Source organism: Amycolatopsis cynarae, assembly GCF_026802195.1.
Lineage (GTDB): Bacteria > Actinomycetota > Actinomycetes > Mycobacteriales > Pseudonocardiaceae > Amycolatopsis_E > Amycolatopsis_E rhizosphaerae.
In genome coordinates this window covers 4,611,431-4,631,746 of record NZ_CP113836.1, presented here as the reverse complement: position 1 = coordinate 4,631,746, position 20,316 = coordinate 4,611,431, and the positions used below count along the sequence as shown (strand labels likewise).

Sequence of the window (20,316 nt, the reverse complement as noted above, 5' to 3'; positions counted from 1 at the left end):
TCCAGCCGCGCGAGGGGGCTGCGTTCGGTTCTCGAGTGAGACCTGTGCGTAACGTGAGAGGGCTGGTGAGCGGAATATGGGGTGCTTACCGTCGGTGGGATGGACACGCTGCCCCTGCCCCCTGAACCCGAGCCCCTACCCCCGGCACCGGTGAGCGCACACCGGCAGGTCCTTGCCGCCTTCGACCGGATCGCCGAGGCCGACCGCCCGGATCTCTGGATCACCCTCCGCCCCGTGGAAGAGGTGCTCGTCGACGCCAAAGCGGTCGACGAGCGCGTCCGTGCCGGTGACGTGCTGCCCCTGGCGGGCCTGCTCGTCGCCGTCAAGGACAGCATCGATGTCGCCGGGCTGCCGACCACCGCGGGCTGTCCCGCCTACGCCTACACCCCGGACGTCAGTGCGGTCGCGATCCAGCGGCTGACCGCGGCGGGCGCGGTGGTGCTCGGCAAGACGAGCCTGGAGGAGTTCGACGGCCCGTGGGGGACCGGCCGCCCGTGTGGTCCGGGTGCGGCGGAGGAAGTGGTGGGCCTGGGCCTGGCGGGACTGGCCGTCGGCACCGGCACGGCCGGTTCCGCCCCGGCCAGCGGGGTCTTCGGACTCAAGCCGACGCTGGGCCTGGTGCCCACGACCGGTGCCGTCCCATCGATGCGGCCCTACGACTGCCTCACGGTGTTTTCCCCGAACCTGGCCGAGGGGCTGCGCGCACTGGCCGCGATGACCGGGCCCGACACCGGGGATCCGCTGAGCCGGGCGTGGCCGGAGTCGGTCCGGCTCGCCGCGGGGGAGCGGGCGAGGATCGCCGTGCCGGGTGCGGAGGGCCTGACGCCCCTGTCCGGCCCGGCGCGCGCGGGCTTCGACCGGATCGTGGCGGACCTCCTGGCGTGGGGCGCCGAGGTCGTCCCGGTGGACATCACGCCGTTCCTGGTGGCGGCGAAGCTGCTCCAGGACGGGCCGCTGGCCGCCGAGCGGCACGCGGCGATCGGGGAGTTCGTGGCGCGGGAACCCAGCGTCGGCCCGGCGGTGGCGAGGGCCGTCCTCGCGGCGAAGGAGATCCCGGCGTACCGCCTGGCGGCCGAGCAGGCGCGGCTGGCGGAGTACCGGCGTGAGGCCGCCCGGGTGCTGGACGGATTTGACGCCCTGCTGCTGCCGGCCGTGCCGGGGCAGGCGGCCCTGGCCGGGAACTTCGTGAACCTGCTCGACCTGGCCGCCGTGGCGGTCCCCGCCGGGCACGCGGGCGGCACCCCGTTCGGGGTCAGCGTGATCACGCGGGCCTTCGACGACCAGATCGCTCTCGACGTGGCCGCCTTCCTCGGCGGGGAACAGATCGGAACGCCTTACCCGCCAACGGGAATCGACCTCGTGGTGTTCGGGGCACACCTGCGCGGCCAGCCGCTCAACGGACAGTTGACCGCGCTGGGCGCCCGGTTCCGCGGTGACGTGCGCACCGCGGCCCGGTACCGGATGGTCGCCTTGCCGGTCGTCCCGCCGAAACCCGGCATCCTGCCCGCCGCCGACGGGGCCGCGATCGAAGGGGAGCGGTGGACTCTCTCGCCCGCGGCGCTCGGGCGTTTCCTGGCCGGGCTGCCCGGGCCGATGACGCTGGGCGAGATCGAACTCGAGGACGGCAGCACGGCCATCGGGTTCCAGTGCGCGGCCGGTCTCGCCGGGCAAGCCCGCGACATCACCGCCTTCGGCGGCTGGCGGGCCTACCTGCGCCACCTCACCGCGACCCGCCACTACACCCTCGCCTCCTGAGCCGCGCAGCCCGGGCTGGCGCGAGCCGTGAAGGGTCCCTCGGTCGAATCGACCGTGGAGGGGACCCTTCACGGCAGGTGCCCGGGGGCACCTGCCGTGCGTCCTCTCAGGCGGCGAGGGTGCGGTTGATCCGCCGGACCAGGCCCGGTCCCTTGAGGACCAGTCCGGTGTAGAGCTGGACCAGGCTGGCCCCGGCGTCCAGCAGCCGCTGCGCGTCCTGTCCACTCAGGACACCGCCGACCCCGATGATCGGCAGCTTCCCACCGGTCTCGGTATGCACGAACCGCACCACGTCGCGGGCGCGTGCGGTCAGGGGGCGCCCGGACAGCCCCCCGGTTTCGGCCGCCAGCGCCCGCTCGCGAACGTCGACCCCTTCCCGGGACAGCGTGGTGTTCGTGGCGATGATGCCGGAAACGCCGTGGGTTTCGCAGACTTCGAGCAGTTCGGCCAGCGCCGGGTCGGTGAGGTCGGGTGCCACCTTGACCAGCAGCGGGGTGGGCCGGCGTTCCCCGGCGAGTTCACGGGAGGTGTCCTGCAGCGTGGCGAGCAGTTCGGCCAGCGCGGACTTGTCCTGCAGGGTGCGCAGGCCCGGCGTGTTGGGGGAGCTGACGTTCACCGCGAAGTAGTCCGCGTACGGGTAGAGGGTCCGCAGCGAGGCCTGGTAGTCGGCCACGGCCTCCTCAAGCGGGACTACTTTGGACTTTCCGATGCTCACCCCGAGCGGCACGCCCGGCTTCCCGTGGGACGCCAGCCTCCGCGCCAGTGCCTCGGCGCCCGCGTTGTTGAAGCCCATCCGGTTGATCACGGCCTCGCTGCGGGGCAGCGTGAACAGACGGGGCCTCGGATTGCCCGGCTGCGCGAGCCGCGTGACCGTGCCCACCTCGACGAAACCGAAGCCCAGCGCGGGCCAGGCGGCCAGCGCGCGGCCGTCCTTGTCCATCCCGGCCGCCAGGCCGACCCGGTTCGGGAAACCCAGCCCGAACACCGTCACCGGGTCGTCCACGGCGAAGTAGCGGCGCAGCGGGGCGGCGGCACCACCCGCCCGGCCCAGCACACGCATCGTGCGCTCGTGCACCACTTCGGGGTCGTTGGAGCCCAGCCGGTAGAGCACGGGGCGGATCAGCTTCTCGTACAGCACCCGTTCATCTTCGCTCAGGCCGCGGACGCGGGCGCAGCGGACCGCGCCCGCCTGTCGGCCCGGTCACCGCCGACGCCATTCGGTGGCCAGGATGGCGTAGACGAGTTCGTCCCGCCATTCGCCCCGGATCCGCTCGTTCTCCCGCAGATGGGCTTCGCGGCGCAGGCCCAGCGCCTCCATCAGCGAGGCGGAGGCGACGTTGCGGGCGTCGCACCGGCCGAACATCCGGTGCAGCCCGAGGTCTTCGAACCCGAGCCGCATCAGTTCGGTGAGGGCCTCGGCCGCGTAGCCGCTGCCCTGGTGCCGGGGGTGCAGTGCGATGGCGACCTCGCCGTTGCCCGCCTCCCCGTCGACCCACTGCAGGGTCAGATCGCCGATGAGCTCCCCGGTTTCGACGAGTTCGATGGCGATGGCCAGGGTCTGTCCCGGCCGGGTGAGCGCGGTGCCCTGCACCTTCGTGGCGAGCAGCGCCGCGCTTTCGGTGCGCGTGCGGGGTTCGCCGTCGAGGAACCGGGTCACGTCGGGGTGGGTGTACACGGCGTGGAAGGCCGCGAGATCGTCCGGAGTGAACGGACGCAGGATCAGCCGAGCCGTCTTGATCGGATATGTGGGCTGAAGCACATCGTGCAGAGTAGACCTTCAGGCCCTGCTCCGGGTGGAGTAATCCGAAGGAAACACCGAAGTGTTAGGGACCCCCGGTGCGGCTCCGCCCGCGTCGTCAGCCGCGAGCGGCCCGAGCCGGACCACTCTCGGGGCACCGGGGGTAGGTGACTGCCTGGTATTCGCTCTCAGGCCAGTACTGTCCAGACGCGACTCCGCGCGACCGGGTCGCGGCGGGAGGCGCGAACTCCGCGGTGGGCTCACGTTCCGGGGAGCGCCGCCACGAAGCGGGTGCAGCTCGGTCCGCTAGCGGACAGCCACCTCACGAGTCCTGTAGTTCTTCAACTTCGGACCACCTCCTTTCCCGTGTAACCGCCACGCTAGGCAAGAATCCGGGGCCCGGCAACATCTTTTCGCGCCCGGCGGAACGCCCGTGGCCCACCTCACGCGGGGGCCGGGCCCCGCTGGCAGCGCGGGCAGTACCAGGTGGGCCGCCGCCGCACGTCGTCACCCTGGGTGCCCACCCGGACCGGTCCGCCGCAGCGGAAGCAGCCGGTGCGGCTCCGCTCGTAGACCCAGTTGCGGCGGCCCCGCGCGAGCTCGCCGGTGGTGCTCTGCTCGTGCCGCCACGCGTTGGCGAGCAACAGCTTCCGGGCCAGCGGCACCACCTGCGCCGGGTCCACCGCCGACACCGGTGTCCACGGGGTGACCCCGAGCAGGAAACAGATCTCGATCTTGTACAGGTTCCCGACCCCGGCCATGATCCGCTGGTCCAGCAGGGCCAGCCCGAGCTCCCGGTCCGGCTCGGCGGCCAGCGCGGCGGCGGCCCGCCGCGCGTGTTCGTCCGTCCACTGTGGATCGAGAAGGTCGGGGCCGAGGTGCCCGGTGAACCGGGACTCCTCCGCGGTGGGTACCAGCGCGAGGTCGTGCAGCCGGAAGCCGACGGCCTGGACCTCACCCGCGTCGAGGATCACCCGGGCCTGGTGCGCCGGATGCCGCCAGCGCGCCCCGGCACGGTAGATCTCCCATGCCCCGTCCATCTTCAGATGGCTGTGCAGGCTCAGCTCGCCGGAAAACCGGGTGAACAGGTGCTTGCCGACGGTGACCACGGTGAGCACGGTGTGCCCGGCGAGGTCGGCCGTGGCCAGCGCGGGATGCCGGAAGTCCGTGCGGGACAGCGTCCGACCCGACAGGGCCCCGGCGAGCTGCTTGCCCGCCAGGAAGACCGTGTCACCCTCGGGCATCAGGAGCGGATCGCGGTGATCGGCCCGGTGGTCTCCACGTCCGGCACCGCACCGGAGGCGGCCTCGGGGCCGGAGTCCATGCGGTGCCGCCCGGCCCGGTTGGAGCGCAGGATCTTGGCCAGCACCATGTTGAAGGTCAGCGCGATCTCCTGCGCACCCGGTGAATGCCATTCGTGGATCGGGCTGCACGCGCCCTGCGCCTGCTGGACCGCGAGCCGGTCCGGGATCGCGGTCGGCATGACCAGCGTGCCGAAGGACTCGCGCAGCTCGGCGATGCGGAACTGGTGCTCGTGGGAACGCGGCCGCAGCCGGTTCACCAGCACGCCCGCGGCCCGCAGATCGGGGTTGTGCTCGGTGCGGATCCGTTCGATGGCCTCCAGCGCGCGCTGGGCCCCCGCCACGGCGTACATGGTCGGCTCGGTGACCAGCAGCGCGGCGTCCGCGGCGACCAGTGCCGACATCGTCAGCCTGCCCAGCGAGGGCGGGCAGTCCAGGATCACCAGCTCGTAGGGCCGCCCCCGGGGCGGGGCCTCGTCCAGCTCGTCCAGCGCCCGGGACAGGCTCTCCAGGCGCCGTTCGTCGGGCCCGGGTTCGTTGAGCAGTTCCAGATCCTCGGAGCCGACCAGCACCTCGACGTCCTCGCTCCACACGCTGGGGGCGATCGCGCGGGCCAGCACCGAACGGTGCGGGTTTTCCAGCACGTCGGCGAGCGTGGCTTCGGTGTAGGGCGGGTCCAGCGAGGCCGTGGCGTTGCCCTGCGGGTCGAGGTCGGCCACCAGGGTCAGGGTTCCCCGGCGCATGGCCGCCGAGGCGATACCGAGCGCGACCGTGGTTTTGCCGACGCCTCCCTTGAGGCTGAGTACGGCGACCGTGTGCACGCTCCGAGGGTAGCCCGAGGGTCCAGTCCCCCCGTGCGCGCTGCCTTTCTCGGGTGCGGTACCGCGGGCGGGTGACGGGGCGTGACGGATCTGCCGGGTGCCGTCACGCGCCCGGGCCTGGGGCTTACTACGCTGTCCCACCATGCGAACGGAGATCGGGGCGGCACGGGGCTCGAGCGCGGTCTGGCGGGTCCTGGAGGACGAGCTCGCCCGGATCCGGGCGCGGGGGACGGCCGAGCCGCACGTGGTGGACGTGGGCGGCGGGACCGGCGTCTGGGCGGTACCGCTGGCGGCCGCGGGCTGCGTGGTGACCGTGGTCGAGCCCAACCAGAACGCGCTGGCCACGCTGCGCCGCCGCGCGGCGGAGCGGGAGGTCTCCGGCCGGATCACCGTGGTGGCCGACGACACCGACGCCCTGCCCGCCCGGGTGCCCCCCGCATCGGCCGATCTCGTGCTCGCGCACGGGCTGCTGGAGATCGTCGACGACCCCGCGGCGGTGGCCGCGGTGCTGGCCCGCACGGTGTCGGCCGCCGGTGCCGTGTCGGTACTGGCCGCCAACCGGTACGCGGCCGTGCTGCATCGCGCGCTGGCCGGCCGGCTGGGGGAGGCCCGGCGGCTGCTGACCGGGGCGGACGGGGTGCTGTCGGGCGAGGGCGAGACGCTCCTGCGCCGGTTCGACACCGCGGGGCTCACCGCGCTGCTGGAGGCCGCGGGACTGCGGGTCGCGCTGCTGCAGGGCGATGGCGTGGTGTCCGACTCGCTCGGGGAGGCCGAGGCCGCCGAGTTCACCGGGGACGAGCTCGCCGGGTTCGAGGCGGCGGCGTGCGGCGTCCCGACGTTGCGCGACATCGCCACCCGCCTGCACGTCCTGGCCCGCCGGGCGGAGTGAGCGGAACTGTCGGTGGGGGCGGTTAGGCTCACCGCCGATGGGACGAAACGCCGGCCTGCCCGCCGGGCACGAACGCTTCCGGGTCTCCGCGCACCACACGCCGGACGACACCGGTTGCGGTCTGCTGCACGTCGACATGGATGCCTTCTTCGCCGCGGTCGAGCTGCGCACCAGGCCGGAGCTGGCGGACAAACCGGTGATCGTCGCCGGGGCGGGGCCGCGTTCGGTGGTCACCTCGGCCAACTACCCGGCCCGGGAGTTCGGGGTGCGCGCCGCGATGCCGGTCGCGGTGGCGCGCAGGCTCTGCCCGCACGCGGTGTTCATTCCGCCGACGCACGGGCTCTACGGCGAGGTCTCCCGCGGGGTCATGGCGATCTTCCGCGAGCTGACCCCGCTGGTCGAACCGCTGAGCCTGGACGAGGCCTTCCTGGATGTCAGCGGGGCGCTGCGGCGCCTGCGCGCCACCCCGGCGGAGGTGGCGGAGCTCGTCCGGCGGCGCGTGCGGGACGAGCACGGCATCACCTGCTCCGTCGGGGTCGCGGGCGTCAAGTTCGTCGCCAAGCTCGCCTCCGGGATGGCCAAACCGGACGGTGTGGTGGTGGTGCCGGTCGCGCAGACCCTGCAGTTCCTGCATCCGCTGCCGATCTCGGCGCTGTGGGGGGTGGGCAAGCGCACCGAGGAGAGCCTGCGGCGGCTCGGGCTGGGCACGGTCGCCCAGATCGCCGCCACCCCGCCGCAGCGGCTGCGCCGGGCGGTCGGTGCGGCCGCCGCCGAACATCTGCACGCCCTGGCCAACGGACGGGACGAGCGGGGCGTGGTGGTGGACGCGCCGGACAAGTCGATCGGGGCGGAACGCACCTTCGACACCGACCAGCGCGACCCCGCGGTGCTGGAACGGGAGTTGCTGCGCCTGTCCGAGCGGGTGGCGGCGAGCCTGCGGGCGAAACAGCTCCGCGGCCGCACGGTGTCGATCAAGGTGCGCTTCGCCGACTTCAAGACGATCACCAGGGCCCGCACCCTGTCCCCGGCCACGGACGTGGCGCGCGTGATCCACACGACCGCGGTGGCCCTGCTCGCGGAGGCGGTCGCGGGTGCCGAGGTCAGGCTCATCGGGGTGCGCGTGGAAGGGCTGGCCGGGGCCGGTGAGCCCGAACAGCTCAGCTTCGAGCGCGCCGAGCCACGATGGCGTGAAGCGGAGGTCGCCGCGGACGTGGCGCGGTCGAAGTTCGGTTCGGCGGCCGTGCGGCCGGCTTCCCTGCTGCCCGGGGGACCGGTCAGAGCGCCACGGCGCTCCTCTGATCACGGTGGCGGTACGGGTAACTCCGGGATCGGGTAGTCGCGCGGGCGCGGGACTCGTATCCTGGACAGTGGCACCCCGATCGGGGTGTGCTGTATAGGGTCCAGGACGTTGCGCGGCCCGGCGCCCGCGACAGCTGTGCCGGAGGAGGAAAGATGCCACTCTCCGAGCATGAGCAGCGGCTGCTCGACCAGATCGAGCGCGAGCTCTATGCCGAGGACCCCAAGTTCGCGTCTACGGTGCGCGGTGCCCGTTTCCACCGGCCCGCCCGTCGCCGGCGAATCCAGGGGATCGCGCTGTTCGTAGTCGGGGTCGCGCTGCTGGTGGTGGGCGTGATGGTCAAGGCGCTGTGGATCGCGCAGGTGCCGCTGGCCAGCGTGTTCGGCTTCCTGGTGATGTTCCTGGGGGTGGTGCTGGCGATGATGTCGGGCCGCCATCCCGCGGGTGAGGCCCGGGGCGGCCGCGCGGGGGTGAAGTCGAAGAGCTCCTTCACCCAGCGCATGGAAGAACGCTTCCGGCAGCGGTTCGAAGACCAGTAGTCTTCCCGCCGCGATCGAGACGAACGCGGCCGGCTCCCGCCCTCACGGGCCGGGAGCCGGCCGTTTTTGCCGCCCTGCTGTTCCCGGGCGCTACCGCCCGCCCCGCCGCCGCAGCACCGAACGCGGGAACAACCGCCCCCGCCAGGACATCGGCGCGTTGCGGCGCAGGCTCTCCCGCACACCCTCGAACGCGGCCGTGAATTCCGCGTCGGTCCGGCTGCCTTCCTCGGCGTACCAGGACCGTTCGACGACGGCGACCACCGTCCGCAGGTGGTCTTGACCGGTCTCGTCCAGGTGGTGCTGGTGGGCCACCTTCTTCGCCGCCGCCCGCACCGTGTCCGAAGACGAGAGGGGCACCCCGCGGTCCGTGCATTCGTCGAGCAGTTCGGCCCAGGCGGCGTCCGCCGCGCCCGGTTCCCGCGCGTTGATCGCCCGCCGTCTCCGCCGCCGCTGGAGCTCCCGTAGGACGGCCGGGGCCAGCCCGGCCAGCATGAGCACCAGCAGGACCAGCGCCAGCGTCCAGTGGATCAGCCACGCCGCCAGCAGCACCGCGAGCAGCCACGCGCCCGCCGCGACCAGCGGTAGCCAGCGCAGCCTGCCCCGCGCGAGACGGGCCGCGAGCAGGGTCCCGACGGTCAGTGCGATCGCCAGCAGCACCAGAGCCAGCACGCCCCACCCGGTCCAGCTGCCGCCGTTACCGCCGGCCTGCTGCCCGTTGTTCCCGGAGCCGTTCTGCTGCGTGGTCGGGGCGCCGGTCGGTGCCGCGTGCGTGGTGGACACGCTCGGCACCTCCTGCTTGTCCTTCGCCGACGAGTCGTTCGCCGGGCTGCTCGACTGCAGGTACGGCGGGACGTAGCCGCGGCCGTCGGACCGCGGGGTCGGGTCGAAACCGACCCAGCCGAGCTTGCCGAAGTAGACCTCGACCCAGGCGTGGGCGTCCTGCGAGGTGATCGTCCGGTAGTCGCCCTGGGGTACCCCGGTGGTGAAGCCGACCGCGACGCGCGACGGGATCCCGAGCACGCGCAGCATGACCGCCATCGCGGAGGCGAACTGCTCGCAGAACCCGCGCTTGCCGTTGAGCAGGAAGTCGGCCAGTGCGTCCGAATCCGCGGCCGCCGCGGTCGACGTGTCGTAGGTGAAACCGTTTTCCGCGGTGAAGTAGCGCCAGAGCGCGGTGGCCTTGTCGAAGGTGGTCCCGGCATGGGCGGTGATCTGCTGGGTCAGCGCGACCACGCGCGGGTCGACCCCGCTGATCCCGGTGTAGGCCGCCGGGATGTCCGAAGGCGCCAGCCTGACCGCTTCGAGCTGGTCCTTGGTCGGCTCGGCCAGCGAGGCGACCTCGGTGTAGGCGGGCACGTGCTGCTTGCGTTCGGTGAACACCGCCCCGCTGACGGGGTCGTAGTACCAGCCGGGGCCCATGCCCTGCAGGCCGCGCAGCGCGCCGTAGGTCGGCAGCCACACATCCACCCAGTTGACCGGTTCGATCCGGATCTGGCGGGACTCCCCGGTGCCGTTGTCGCCGGTGGCGGCGGGCAGGTTCCCCTCGGCCGGGAACCCGGCGGGCATCGGCCCGTCCGGCAGGCTCCAGCCCTGGTTGGGGTGGTAGGTGTCGAGGGTGAACGCGCGCAGCAGCCGCTTGTCGTTGCCCAGGCCGCGCACGCGGAACAGGTCCACCGCGGTGCCCTGGTCGAGCATGCCGCGCAACGAGGTGAACGGGTTGACGCCGAGCCCGCCGGACCCGCCGGACTGTCCGTCGTGGCCGCTGCCGGGCAACCTGCCCACGGTGCCCACCGCGGTGATCGTCGCACCCGCGACCAGCCCCATCACCAGCGCCAGTGCCACCACCGCGACCGGGGCCGAAGCCGTGGCGGGGGAACCGCCGAGCCCCGGCGCGTCCCGGTTGCGCCAGCGGCGGTGCCGGTGGTTGCCGTCCACGGCGAGCAGCGCGGCGAAGGCCGAAGCGCCCAGCAGGAACGTCCACCACGGCAGCATCTCGTCCGACAGCGACGCCGGCACGGCGTAGACGCACAGCAGGACCAGACCGGTGGCGGCGGGGGCGGAGGCCGCCACCGCGAGGGTGTCCACCAGCACCGCGACCATGCCGATCGCGATGGTGACCAGGCACAGGATCGGGGAGGTCGCCTCGACCGGCGGCAGCGCGGTGCGGATCTGCTCGAACGCCGTGGTCAGCACGTGGTCCAGCTCGCCGAAGGCGGCCGGGCCCGGGATGATCCCCAGTATCCCGTTGCGGGTGAACACCCCGGTGATCATCAGCAGCAGCACGACGAGCTGGGCCAGGCCGACCAGCGGGATCGGGGTGCGGATCGAGCGCAGGGCGAGGCCCGTGGACGCGACCAGGACCACCACCACGGCCACGTAGGCCAGCCAGCCGGCCCCGCCGACGACCCCGGTGAGCGAGGTGGAGGCGCACAGCGTGGCCAGCCCGGCGGTGAGCGGGGCGAGGATCGAGCTGCGCCAGGCCGGGGGCCGCTGCGCGTACCGCTTCTCCGGCGTGTGCAGTTCCGGCGGCGCGGGCGGCTGGGCGCCGGCCTCGGGCAGGGTGGCGGTCATCGGCCACCGCCCAGCAGGACACCGCGGCCCGCGGTGGTGCGGCACAGCTCGGCCCACACCTGCGGCATGGTGGAGGTGGGATCGGCGATCACCACGCCCCAGCCCGCGGCCCGCAGCAGCGCCGCGGACTCCTCGGTGGCCGGGGTCCGTTCCCCGCCCGTGCCGGTGAAGGTCGGCGTGTCGAGCAGCACCGCGAGGCTGCGGCTGCTCCGGGGACGAAATCGCGCCAGTTCGCTGACGGCCTCGTTGCTCACCGTACCCAGGATGGCGATCAGCTCCTGCCCTTCGGCCGGGTCGTGCCCGGTGGTGAGGTCACGCTGGTGCGCGGGCTGCAGCACGGCGAGCGCGTCCAGGACGACGTTGTCGATGGTGCTGCTGTCGCCTTCGTGCCCCGGCGCGTCGGCGAGCACCTTCCCGTGCTCGGTGACCAGCCGGATCCGGTGACCGGCGCGCCGCATGTGCAGGCAGACGCTGGCGGCGAAGGAGATCGCCCACTCCAGGCTGGCCGCCGCCCCGGTCCCGTGGTGGGCGGCCGCACGGTGGTCGAGCAGCACCGTGGTGCCGCCGCGCCACGGCCGTTCCTCGACCCGGACCATGATCTCGTCCCGCCGCGCCGTGGAGCGCCAGTGCACCTTGCGCAGGTCGTCGCCCTGCCGGTACTGCCGGACGATCACGTCGGTCTCGCCCTGCCCGGTGTGCAGCCGCACGCTCCCGTCGTCGCCGGCGCCGAGCCCGGCACCGCCGGGCAGGCCCCACAGCTCGACCACCCGGGGCACCACGACCAGCCGGGAATGCCCGATCAGCTCGCGGTCGAACTCGCACAGGCCGAACGGGTCGGTCAGGGTGGCGCGCAGCGGGCCCACCTGCTGGATGCCGCGCAGCATCGGCTGGATCGGGTAGCGCAGCGCGACGGCGCGCCCGGCGGGCAGCCGCTCGACCACGAACCGGGGCCGCGAGCCCAGCGCATAGGGCACGCCGTCCTCCAGCAGCACCTCGCCCGCGGGCAGTTTCCCGTTGCGCCACAGGGCGAGTTCGACCTCGCCGGTGGTGCCCGCCGCGATGCGGTCCGGCAGCAGCTTCCGGCTCGCGCCGATCCGCACCCTCGCGGCCGCGAGGAACACCGCCACCAGCAGGGGCAAGCCCACCACGAACACCGCGACCCGCAGCAGGTCCCGCTCGTTGAGCACCACCGCGCAGACGGCGGCCGCCGCACCGGCGGCGAGCAGGCAGCGGCCTCGCGTGGTCAGTCCCGACAGCGACCGCAGCATGACGCCTACCGGTGGCCCTGGCCGGCCGCGGGCCCGCCCTGCGGCACCGGAACCCGGTGCAGCACCGACCGCACGAGGTCGGCGGCGGAACGGCGGGCGGCGTGGGCCTCGGTGGTCAGGACCAGCCGGTGCGCCAGCACCGGGATCGCGACCGCGTGCAGGTCGTCCGGGACCACGTAGTCCCGGCCGGAAAGCGCTGCCTGCGCGCGGGCCGCGCGCACCAGCTGCAGGGTCGCCCGCGGCGACGCGCCGAGCCGGATCTCCGGCATCTGGCGGGTGGTCGCGGCCAGCTCGACCGCGTAGCGGCGCACCTCGGGGGCGAAGTGGACGTTGCGCACGGTCTGGACCAGACGGCTCACCGTGTCGCCGTCGGAGACCGGCTTGAGGTCGGCCAGGGGGTTGTGGCCGGCGTGCTCGTCGACCATCGCCAGCTCGGCCTGCTGGTCCGGGTAGCCGATCGAGACGCGCGCGGTGAAGCGGTCGCGCTGGGCCTCGGGCAGGGCGTAGGTGCCCTCCATCTCGATCGGGTTCTGCGTGGCGATCACCATGAAGGGATCGTCGAGCCGGTAGGTCGCGGTGTCGACCGTGACCTGCTTTTCCTCCATGCACTCCAGCAGCGCCGACTGGGTCTTCGGCGAGGCCCGGTTGATCTCGTCGCCCACCACGATGTTGGCGAAGACCGGCCCGGGACGGAACTCGAAGCCGCCGGTCTGGCGGTTGTAGATGGACACGCCGGTGACGTCGCTGGGCAGCAGGTCGGGGGTGAACTGGATCCGGCTGACCGTGCAGTCGATGGAGCGCGCCAGTGCCTTGGCCAGCGAGGTCTTGCCCACCCCCGGCACGTCCTCCACCAGCAGGTGGCCCTCGGCCAGCAGCGTGACCAGTGCGATGCGCACCACCTCGGGTTTGCCGACGAGCACGCGTTCCACGTTCGCGGCGATCCGCCGCGTCGTGTCGCGCAGCTCGTCGAGGGAGACGGCGCCCCGCCCCGCGTGTCCGGCCGCCCCCGGCGGGTAGTACGGCAGCTGACCGGATGCCGCCTCGCCGGGCGTCACGGGCTGTGTCCTCGACGTCACTCGTCCTCCTGGTGCCGAAGCCCTTTGCATGCTCGAACGCGGGTGCGACCGCACGCCCCCGGAAAAAGTAGTGCGGTGGCACTGCAGTGGTTAATGCCAGTGGCGCCGAAGCGTCTCACAGCCGGGTCCGGCAGCTCCCAGCACCGCCCGGCCCGGCCCAAGTGTGTCAAACTCCCGCCGGCCCGGTGAGAGAACCCTCGCGCGTCGCGCCCGCCGTATCAAGGATGGATCCTGCGCGCGGGAGCCCGTATGCTGCGGTGCGGAGGCAGGCCGCTACGGAGAGGCGCGATGACCGACACGCAGGTGGGCGCGGGCGCGTTCGCGGTGTCCCCGGACCTCGCGGCGCAGGCGTTCCAGCAGATCACGCAGCTGCAGGACGTGGTGGGCGAGATGGTGCGGGAGGCCAGGGTGCTGGGCCGCATCGTCCCGCTGGGCGGCGGCTACGCCGAGGAGATCGGCGCCTTCATGGCGCGCTACGGCATCGACGGACCAGGCTCCGCGGCCGACCAGCTGATCCGCTTCGGGCAGGAGCTGGACAAGGTGCGCTCGGACATCACCAAGGCGCTCAAGCGCTACTCCGACGCCGACGACGAGGCCGCCGCCGGTGTCGACTGCCATGGCGGCTGAGCGGGGGCGGGCCGCGCTGCCGGTACTGCTCGCGTGCGGCCTGCTCACGGGCTGCCTGCTCGCCGGGTGCGGCGCCAAGGCTTCCCCCGCGGCGGCCCCGGGCGCCGGCCAGAGCCCGAGCCAGGGCACGAGCCCGGTCGTCCCGCCGGTCACCGCGTCGCTGACCGGTGTCGCCGCGCTGTCGCCGTGCGAGCTGATGACCCCGGCCGAGCGGTCGGCCGCCGGGCTGACGTCGGCGGGCCGGGCGAAGACCATCGGTTCCGCCCGTGCCTGTGACTGGACCGAGCCGGGCACCTTCGGCCTCACCGTGACCCTGGACGAGACGGCGGCCCTGACCGATCTGCACCCGTCGGGGGGCACCAAAACGACCGTCGGCGGGCATGCGGCGATCAAGGTGCCGGGATCCGGCGACGGGACCTGCGCGGTGCTGCTGGCGGCGGGCGGGAAGGCCACGGCGCAGGTGGACATCACCAACACGAACTTCCGGGACACCAGGCTGGCCTGCCAGCGGGCCGCCACGGTGGCGCAGCTGATCGAACCGAAACTGCCCGAGGAGCGGTGATGGAACCGATACCCGAGCCGGTGCGGCGCTACGAGTCCTACACCCACGAGGCGATGGCGGCCGAGGTCGGCGCGGGTAACGACCCGGCCGCGGCGGGCGAGCTGGGCGCAGCCTGGGCCGGTCTGGCCGAGCGCCTGCGGCAGTCGGCGGGCGTGCTGAGCCAGGTGGCCGGGCTCAGCAGGGAGCACTGGGAAGGGCAGGCGGGGGATGCGGTGCGGGCCACCCTCGCCCGGGCGGCGGACTGGTCCCGGCGGGCGGGGGACACCTCGTCCAGGCTCGCCGCCGCGGTCACCGAGCAGGCGGGCATCGCCGCGAGGGCGAGGGCCGAGATGCCGCCCCCGGTGGGCTACGACCCGGGCGCGATGATCCGCGAAGCGGTGGGCAGCGGGGACGTGCTGGCGCTGCTCGGGCTGTCGGACGCGATGGACGAGCGCCGCGCCGAGGCCGAGGCTGCCCGGCTCAAGGCCGTGGACGTGATGAACAGCCGGGACGCCGCACTGCGCGCCGCGGTGCCCGCCGTCGGGTTCGAGGCGCGGCCGGCGCGGGGGGCCTCTTGATCGAGGTGTCCGCCTCGGCGTTCGACATCCTGTGGCAGGACCTGGATTTCCGCTGCCCGCCGCCACCGCCGCTTTCGGTGCCCGGTGTCGGGGCGACCGCGCGGGAACGGGACGAAATCCGCGAGACGGTCTACGCCAACCTCGCCGCCCGGGGCCTGGCCGCGGGCGGGCGGCCGGATCCGGTGCTGCGGGAGCGGCTGACGGAACTGGCCGAGGCGCGGATGTACGTCGAATGCGAGGCACTGCCCGCCCTGGGCGACGAGACCCCGCTGCGCGCGGTGGCCGCGATCGCGGGGAAGCGCGGAGTGCTCGCCGCGCAGCCGAGCCGGACCATCGGGCTGTCTTCGCTGCGGGACGGTGAGGTCTTCTCGTCGATCGTGGGCCTGCTGGCGCCGTGGGAGCCCGGCCCCGGCTTCGGCATCAGCCTGCCCGCCGAGGTGCTCGGCGCGTCGCTGGCCGATCCCGTGTTCAGTGCGGGCGCCGGGGCCGGGTCGGCGGCCTGCGAACGGCAGCTCCGCGAGGTGCTGGCGATCCAGGCCAGGCCGGTGTCCGGCGCCGGGCAGTTCTCGGTGAGGGTTCGCGAGGGTTCGCGGCTGCGCCGGGTGGGCGGGGTGAGCTGGTTCCGCACCGACGTCGGCACCTACTTCGGCACCGTGGAACCGGGCCGCGGCGGCCGGGACTGGGTGAGTCTGCTGCCCGCCGACGCCGCCAGGGTCGCCGGCAGGCTGGCCGAGTTCGCCGCCGATCCCCGCCCCTAATCCCCAGGAAGCAGCCTCCCCACCTTCCTCCACCCGGTGCCTCTCGAGCGCCGTTTCCGGCCCCCCGGGGCCCTTCCGGACCCCTCGTCACGGGGAGGACCGGCGCTGTGGCCTTCGCGCCCCCCACCCGACCCCACCGGTTCTCACCTGCGAAAACAGTCGCGAGTTCGCTCGGAAGTGGACACTGTCGGCGTTGACTGTGGTGAAAAGTGGGGTACGGTGGTGCGCAGTGGGGCGGAAGGGAGGCCCCGGGGAGGTGGGGCCGGTGTTCCTCGGCACCCATACCCCCAAGCTGGACGACAAGGGGCGGCTCACGCTGCCCGCCAAGTTCCGGGACGCGCTGGCAGGTGGGCTGATGGTCACCAAGGGGCAAGATCATTGCCTTTATGTCTTCCCGCGCGCGGAGTTCGAGCAGATGGCCCGCAAGGTCGCCGACGCACCGTTCACCAACGAAGCGGTGCGGGCATACCAGCGCTACCTGTTCGCCGGAACGGACGAGCAACGCCCGGACGGGCAGGGGCGCATCCCGATCGCGCCGGAACTGCGCCGGTACGCCGGGCTGAGCAAGGAGTGCGTGGTCATCGGTGCCATCACCAGGCTGGAGATCTGGGACGCGCAGGCGTGGCAGACCTACCTGGAGGAGCACGAGGACAGCTACGCGAAGGCGCAGGAGGAGGTACTGCCGGGCGTCTTCTAGAGGCGCCCGGACGGCACTCACGCCGTCGGGGGGCGTGGGTTCCGGTGAGTATGGCTGGACTCGGATGCCGTGAGGCCTCTGTCCGCTCAGCGGCCCTGGTGCACCTTCCCCGGCACCAGGTTCGTGGCGGGCGGGCGGGGACCTGACGGCATCCGAGCTTGTTTGAGGGGGTTTTTCGATGGCGGAACACGTGCCCGTGCTGCTGGCGCGGGTACTCGAGCTGTTCGCACCGGCGCTGACCGGGCGCCCGGCCGTGCTGATCGACGCGACGGTCGGGCTGGGCGGGCACTCGGACGCGCTGCTGTCCGCGCATCCGCAGCTGCGGCTGATCGCGCTGGACCGGGATCCCGAGGCGCTGGCCCGGTCCCGGGAGCGGCTGGCCCGCCACGGCGACCGCGTCGAGTTCGTGCACGCGGTGTACGACCGCATCCCGCGGGTCCTCGACGATCTCGGGCTGTCCACTGTGGATGGCGTGCTGTTCGACCTCGGTGTCTCGTCGATGCAGCTCGACGTGGAAGACCGCGGTTTCGCCTACGCCAGGGACGCTCCGCTCGACATGCGGATGGACCCGACCAGCGGGCCCACCGCCGCCGACGTCCTCAACACCTACCCCCCGGGTGAGCTGGTGCGGATCCTGCGCGACTACGGCGAGGAGCGCTTCGCCCAGCGGATCGTCAAGGCGATCGTGGCCGAGCGGGACAAGGAACCCTTCACCCGCAGCGAGCGCCTGGTGCGGCTGCTCTACGACGCGGTGCCCGCGGCCAGCAGGCGGACCGGGGGACACCCGGCCAAACGGACGTTCCAGGCCCTGCGGATCGAGGTCAACGGCGAACTGGAGGTGCTGCGCCGGGCCATCCCGGCCGCGCTGGCGGCCCTGTCGGTCGGCGGCCGCATCGTGGTCGAGTCCTACCAGTCCCTGGAGGACCGGATCGTCAAGCAGGCACTGGCCGCGCTGGCGACCTCGCGCACCCCGCCGGGGCTGCCGGTGGAGCTGCCCGGGCACGGGCCGGAGCTCAAACTGCTGACCCGCGGTGCGGAGAAGGCCGGCGAGGACGAGGTCGAACACAACCCCCGCGCCGCCTCGGTCCGCCTGCGCGCCGCCGAACGCATCAAGGAAGCGAGCGCGTGATCAGCGCGCTCACTGCCCGCCCCGCCCCGCGCGGCCGCCCTCGACCGGGAGCCGCGGCGAGAATCAGGAGGACGCGCCATGACAGCGCCCGCCCGGTCCCCCCGGAACACCCCGGGCGAAGCCACCCCGCGTGAAACCCGGCGCGCCGAGCGCACCCGTACCGCAGGTCAGCGCAGCACGGCCGCCGAGCGCGCGTACGCCCGCCGTGCGCAGCGCGCCGAGGGCTCCCGCAAGGCCACCAAAACCGGGACCGGGGCCGGGAAGGCCGCGGCCCCGGCCCGGCAGCGCGGCTTCCGGCTGGGCCTGCCGAAATCCCGGGCCTCCTTCGTGCTGCTGGTGATGGTGCTGCTGGCCGCCGGGATCGCCACCACGCTGCTGCTGTCCACCCAGGCCATCGCCGACTCCTACCGCCTGGAGCAGATCCGCGAGGAGAACGCGAACCTGGCCGAGCAGTCCGAGCGGCTGCAACGCGCGGTGGGCCAGGCGGGCTCGCCCTCCTCACTGGCCGAGCGGGCCAAGGCGCTGGGCATGGTGCCCGCCGACGACCCCGCCCACCTGATGGTCCGCCCCGACGGCTCGATCGGCGTGGTCGGCGACCCGCACAAGGCCACCGCCCCGGTGACGACCCCGCCGCCGCCGCCCGCCCAGACCCAGCCGCCCGGCCAGACCCAGCCAACCGGACCGGGGCAGGGACAGCCCGATCAGGGGCAGCCCGCCGGGCAGACCCAGACCCCGTCGCCCACGACGAACGCCGCGCCCATCGAAGGGGACGTGGCGCAGGGCGACGCGCAGCAGTCGGTGGTCGCGCCGCCGCAGACGGGAGGGCAGTGATGACGGGCCGGGAGGCACGGCGCCGCGCCTACCGCGCACGGGTGCGGAAGGTGGCGGGAAGGCCGAGCGTGGCCACAGGCAAGGGCCGCTACGTGGCGGTGCGGGTGGTGCTGGTCGCGGTGCTGGTCATCGCCGGACTCCGGCTCGTGTTCGTCCAGGGGTTCCAGGCCGAAGAGCTGTCGGCCAAGGCGGAAAGCCAGCGCACCACCACCATCACCGTCCCGGCGCAACGGGGGTCCATTCTGGACCGCAACGGGGTGGAACTGGCCTTCAGCGTGGAAACCCGGGCCCTGTCGGTCAACCCGAGGCAGATGCGCCGCACCTGGGAGGAGTACGCGCAGCGCAACCCCGGGCAGGGGCAGAACTTCGCGACCAGGGCGGCGGCCGCGGCCAGGTTCATCGCGGGAAAGCTCGCCGGAAAGGTCACCGAGAAGGACCTGCTCGACGCCTTCAACAGCGACCGGGCCTTCACCTACCTGGCGAAGGACGTGGAACCGTCGGTGGCCGACGAGATCCGCAAGGAGTTCCCCGAGATCGCGACCGAGAAGCAGGCCGCCCGCGAGTACCCGGGCGACGACCTGGCCTCCAACGTGGTCGGCCTGGCGAACTGGCGCACCGAGGACCAGGACGTCTCCAAGCACAACCTGCACGGCATCGCCGGGCTCGAGATGACCCGTGACGACGACCTCGCCGGGCAGGCCGGCCAGAGGGTCGCCGACACCGCGCAGGGCAGCAACACGATCATCCCGGGCACCGAACGGGACGTGCAGCCCGCCGTCCCGGGCAACGACCTGGTGCTGACCCTGGATTCGGACGTGCAGTACATGGTGCAGCGCCAGCTCGCCGACTACGTCGCCCGTTCGCACGCCAAGGGCGGCAGCGCGGTGGTCATGGACGCCAGGACCGGGGAGATCTACGCGCTGGCCGACGACCGGACGTTCAACCCGAACGACAGGGGCACCTACACCCCCGAACTGATGAACGACCAGGCGGTGACCACGCCCTACGAACCGGGCTCGGTGAACAAGGTCGTCACCGCGACCGCGGCCATCGACCTCGGGCTCACCACACCCGACGCGGCGAACGAGGTGCCGGGCTCGCTCAAGGTGGCCGACGCGACGGTGCACGACGCGTGGGTGCACGGCACCGTCGACTACACCACGGCCGGGATCTTCGCGAAGTCGTCGAACGTGGGCACGCTGCTGCTCGCCCAGAAGGTGGGTCCGGACAAGTACGTGGACTACCTCAAGCGGTTCGGCATCGGCCAGGACACCGGGATGGGACTGCCCGGCGAGAGCCGCGGCTCCGTGCCGCCGAAGTCCAGCTGGACCGGCAGCACCTTCGGCAACCTCCCGATCGGCCAGGGGCTTTCCATGACGGTGGTGCAGATGGCCGGGATGTACCAGGCGATCGCCAACGACGGACTGCGCGTGCAGCCCCGCATCGTCAAGCAGGAGGTCAAACCGGACGGCACGGTGATCCCCGAGCCCGCGCCCGCCACGGAGCGGGTGGCCAGCCCGGAGACGGCGAAGACGGTGCGGGATATGCTGCGCGCGGTCACGCAGAGCGGCAAGGGCGGCAACAGCGGCACCGCGCCCACCGCCGCGCTGGAGGGCTACCAGATCTCCGGCAAGACCGGCACCGGCCAGCAGGTCAACCCGGTCACCAAGGCCTACAGCGACACGCTGTACAACATCACCTTCGCCGGGATCCTGCCCGCCGACAACCCGCGGTTCGTCGTCGGGATCCGGCTCGACGCGCCCGACACCACGCTGCCGGTGGGCCACTCCGCGGCACCGCTGTTCCACGACATCGCTTCCTACCTCACCCAGCGCTACCAGATCCCGCTGTCGCCCGAGCCGAGCCCGTACATCCGCCTCGTCGCCGACAGCTGATCCGG

At 73.1% G+C, this 20,316-nt stretch carries 19 protein-coding genes; 12 read left to right on the top strand and 7 right to left on the bottom strand.

Features of this window, described 5'->3' with window-relative positions:
- Nucleotides 1-99 precede the first annotated feature (99 nt).
- On the top strand, nucleotides 100-1,755 hold the full coding sequence (locus ORV05_RS22085) for an allophanate hydrolase-related protein (protein ID WP_268753923.1): 1,656 nt from the start codon (nucleotides 100-102) through the stop codon (nucleotides 1,753-1,755).
- 106 nt (nucleotides 1,756-1,861) lie between these two features.
- Here the strand turns inward: ORV05_RS22085 and ORV05_RS22080 are convergent, their stop codons facing one another.
- The 4 genes from ORV05_RS22080 to ORV05_RS22065 form a co-directional block, all read right to left on the bottom strand.
- Entirely contained in the window at nucleotides 1,862-2,893 is a 1,032-nt protein-coding gene (locus ORV05_RS22080) for a quinone-dependent dihydroorotate dehydrogenase (RefSeq protein ID WP_268753922.1), read from the bottom strand.
- 63 nt (nucleotides 2,894-2,956) lie between these two features.
- Entirely contained in the window at nucleotides 2,957-3,514 is a 558-nt protein-coding gene (locus ORV05_RS22075; RefSeq protein ID WP_268753921.1) for a GNAT family N-acetyltransferase, read from the bottom strand.
- A 422-nt stretch (nucleotides 3,515-3,936) separates the two neighbouring features.
- Nucleotides 3,937-4,737: a DNA-formamidopyrimidine glycosylase family protein gene (locus ORV05_RS22070; protein WP_268753920.1), complete on the bottom strand. Its 801-nt coding sequence runs from the start codon at nucleotides 4,735-4,737 to the stop codon at nucleotides 3,937-3,939.
- Nucleotides 4,737-5,615, bottom strand: a complete 879-nt coding sequence (locus tag ORV05_RS22065) for a ParA family protein (RefSeq protein WP_268753919.1) — start codon at nucleotides 5,613-5,615, stop codon at nucleotides 4,737-4,739. Before ORV05_RS22065 ends, ORV05_RS22070 begins: the two co-directional genes overlap by 1 nt.
- 142 nt (nucleotides 5,616-5,757) lie before the next feature.
- On the opposite strand from ORV05_RS22065, the gene ORV05_RS22060 reads away from it, so the two are divergent.
- The 3 genes from ORV05_RS22060 (at nucleotide 5,758) to ORV05_RS22050 (ending at nucleotide 8,340) form a co-directional block, all read left to right on the top strand.
- Nucleotides 5,758-6,504, top strand: coding sequence for a methyltransferase domain-containing protein (locus tag ORV05_RS22060; RefSeq protein WP_268753918.1), 747 nt, complete (start codon nucleotides 5,758-5,760; stop codon nucleotides 6,502-6,504).
- Nucleotides 6,505-6,541: 37 nt separating this feature from the next.
- A complete protein-coding gene (dinB, locus tag ORV05_RS22055; protein WP_268753917.1) occupies nucleotides 6,542-7,840 on the top strand; it encodes a DNA polymerase IV in 1,299 nt (432 codons plus the stop codon).
- Between the two features lie 116 nt (nucleotides 7,841-7,956).
- Entirely contained in the window at nucleotides 7,957-8,340 is a 384-nt protein-coding gene (locus tag ORV05_RS22050) for a DUF3040 domain-containing protein (protein ID WP_268753916.1), read from the top strand.
- A 90-nt stretch (nucleotides 8,341-8,430) separates the two neighbouring features.
- On the opposite strand, the gene ORV05_RS22045 is transcribed toward ORV05_RS22050, so the two are convergent.
- Genes ORV05_RS22045 through ORV05_RS22035 form a run of 3 tightly spaced genes read right to left on the bottom strand, consistent with a single transcriptional unit; the run spans nucleotide 8,431 to nucleotide 13,255 of the window.
- Complete coding sequence (locus tag ORV05_RS22045; RefSeq protein ID WP_268753915.1) at nucleotides 8,431-10,911, bottom strand: transglutaminase TgpA family protein; 2,481 nt, start codon at nucleotides 10,909-10,911, stop codon at nucleotides 8,431-8,433.
- On the bottom strand, nucleotides 10,908-12,179 hold the full coding sequence (locus ORV05_RS22040; RefSeq protein WP_268753914.1) for a DUF58 domain-containing protein: 1,272 nt from the start codon (nucleotides 12,177-12,179) through the stop codon (nucleotides 10,908-10,910). The genes ORV05_RS22045 and ORV05_RS22040 overlap by 4 nt, the downstream gene beginning before the upstream one ends.
- Nucleotides 12,180-12,184: 5 nt before the next feature.
- On the bottom strand, nucleotides 12,185-13,255 hold the full coding sequence (locus tag ORV05_RS22035) for an AAA family ATPase (RefSeq protein ID WP_268753913.1): 1,071 nt from the start codon (nucleotides 13,253-13,255) through the stop codon (nucleotides 12,185-12,187).
- A gap of 288 nt (nucleotides 13,256-13,543) precedes the next feature.
- On the opposite strand from ORV05_RS22035, the gene ORV05_RS22030 reads away from it, so the two are divergent.
- The 8 genes from ORV05_RS22030 (at nucleotide 13,544) to ORV05_RS21995 (ending at nucleotide 20,311) form a co-directional block, all read left to right on the top strand.
- Nucleotides 13,544-13,882, top strand: a complete 339-nt coding sequence (locus ORV05_RS22030) for a hypothetical protein (protein WP_268753912.1) — start codon at nucleotides 13,544-13,546, stop codon at nucleotides 13,880-13,882.
- Nucleotides 13,872-14,444, top strand: coding sequence for a DUF3558 family protein (locus ORV05_RS22025; RefSeq protein WP_268753911.1), 573 nt, complete (start codon nucleotides 13,872-13,874; stop codon nucleotides 14,442-14,444). Before ORV05_RS22030 ends, ORV05_RS22025 begins: the two co-directional genes overlap by 11 nt.
- Nucleotides 14,444-15,001 carry a PE-PGRS family protein gene (locus ORV05_RS22020; protein WP_268753910.1) on the top strand — a complete coding sequence of 186 codons (558 nt, stop codon included), beginning with the start codon at nucleotides 14,444-14,446 and terminating at the stop codon, nucleotides 14,999-15,001. The genes ORV05_RS22025 and ORV05_RS22020 overlap by 1 nt, the downstream gene beginning before the upstream one ends.
- Complete coding sequence (locus tag ORV05_RS22015; protein ID WP_268753909.1) at nucleotides 14,998-15,759, top strand: ESX secretion-associated protein EspG; 762 nt, start codon at nucleotides 14,998-15,000, stop codon at nucleotides 15,757-15,759. Before ORV05_RS22020 ends, ORV05_RS22015 begins: the two co-directional genes overlap by 4 nt.
- Before the next feature lie 265 nt (nucleotides 15,760-16,024).
- On the top strand, nucleotides 16,025-16,456 hold the full coding sequence (gene mraZ / locus ORV05_RS22010) for a division/cell wall cluster transcriptional repressor MraZ (RefSeq protein WP_268759859.1): 432 nt from the start codon (nucleotides 16,025-16,027) through the stop codon (nucleotides 16,454-16,456).
- Nucleotides 16,457-16,634: 178 nt separating this feature from the next.
- Complete coding sequence (gene rsmH / locus ORV05_RS22005; RefSeq protein ID WP_268753908.1) at nucleotides 16,635-17,585, top strand: 16S rRNA (cytosine(1402)-N(4))-methyltransferase RsmH; 951 nt, start codon at nucleotides 16,635-16,637, stop codon at nucleotides 17,583-17,585.
- 78 nt (nucleotides 17,586-17,663) lie between these two features.
- On the top strand, nucleotides 17,664-18,416 hold the full coding sequence (locus tag ORV05_RS22000; RefSeq protein WP_268753907.1) for a hypothetical protein: 753 nt from the start codon (nucleotides 17,664-17,666) through the stop codon (nucleotides 18,414-18,416).
- On the top strand, nucleotides 18,416-20,311 hold the full coding sequence (locus tag ORV05_RS21995) for a peptidoglycan D,D-transpeptidase FtsI family protein (RefSeq protein ID WP_268753906.1): 1,896 nt from the start codon (nucleotides 18,416-18,418) through the stop codon (nucleotides 20,309-20,311). Before ORV05_RS22000 ends, ORV05_RS21995 begins: the two co-directional genes overlap by 1 nt.
- Nucleotides 20,312-20,316: the final 5 nt, after the last annotated feature.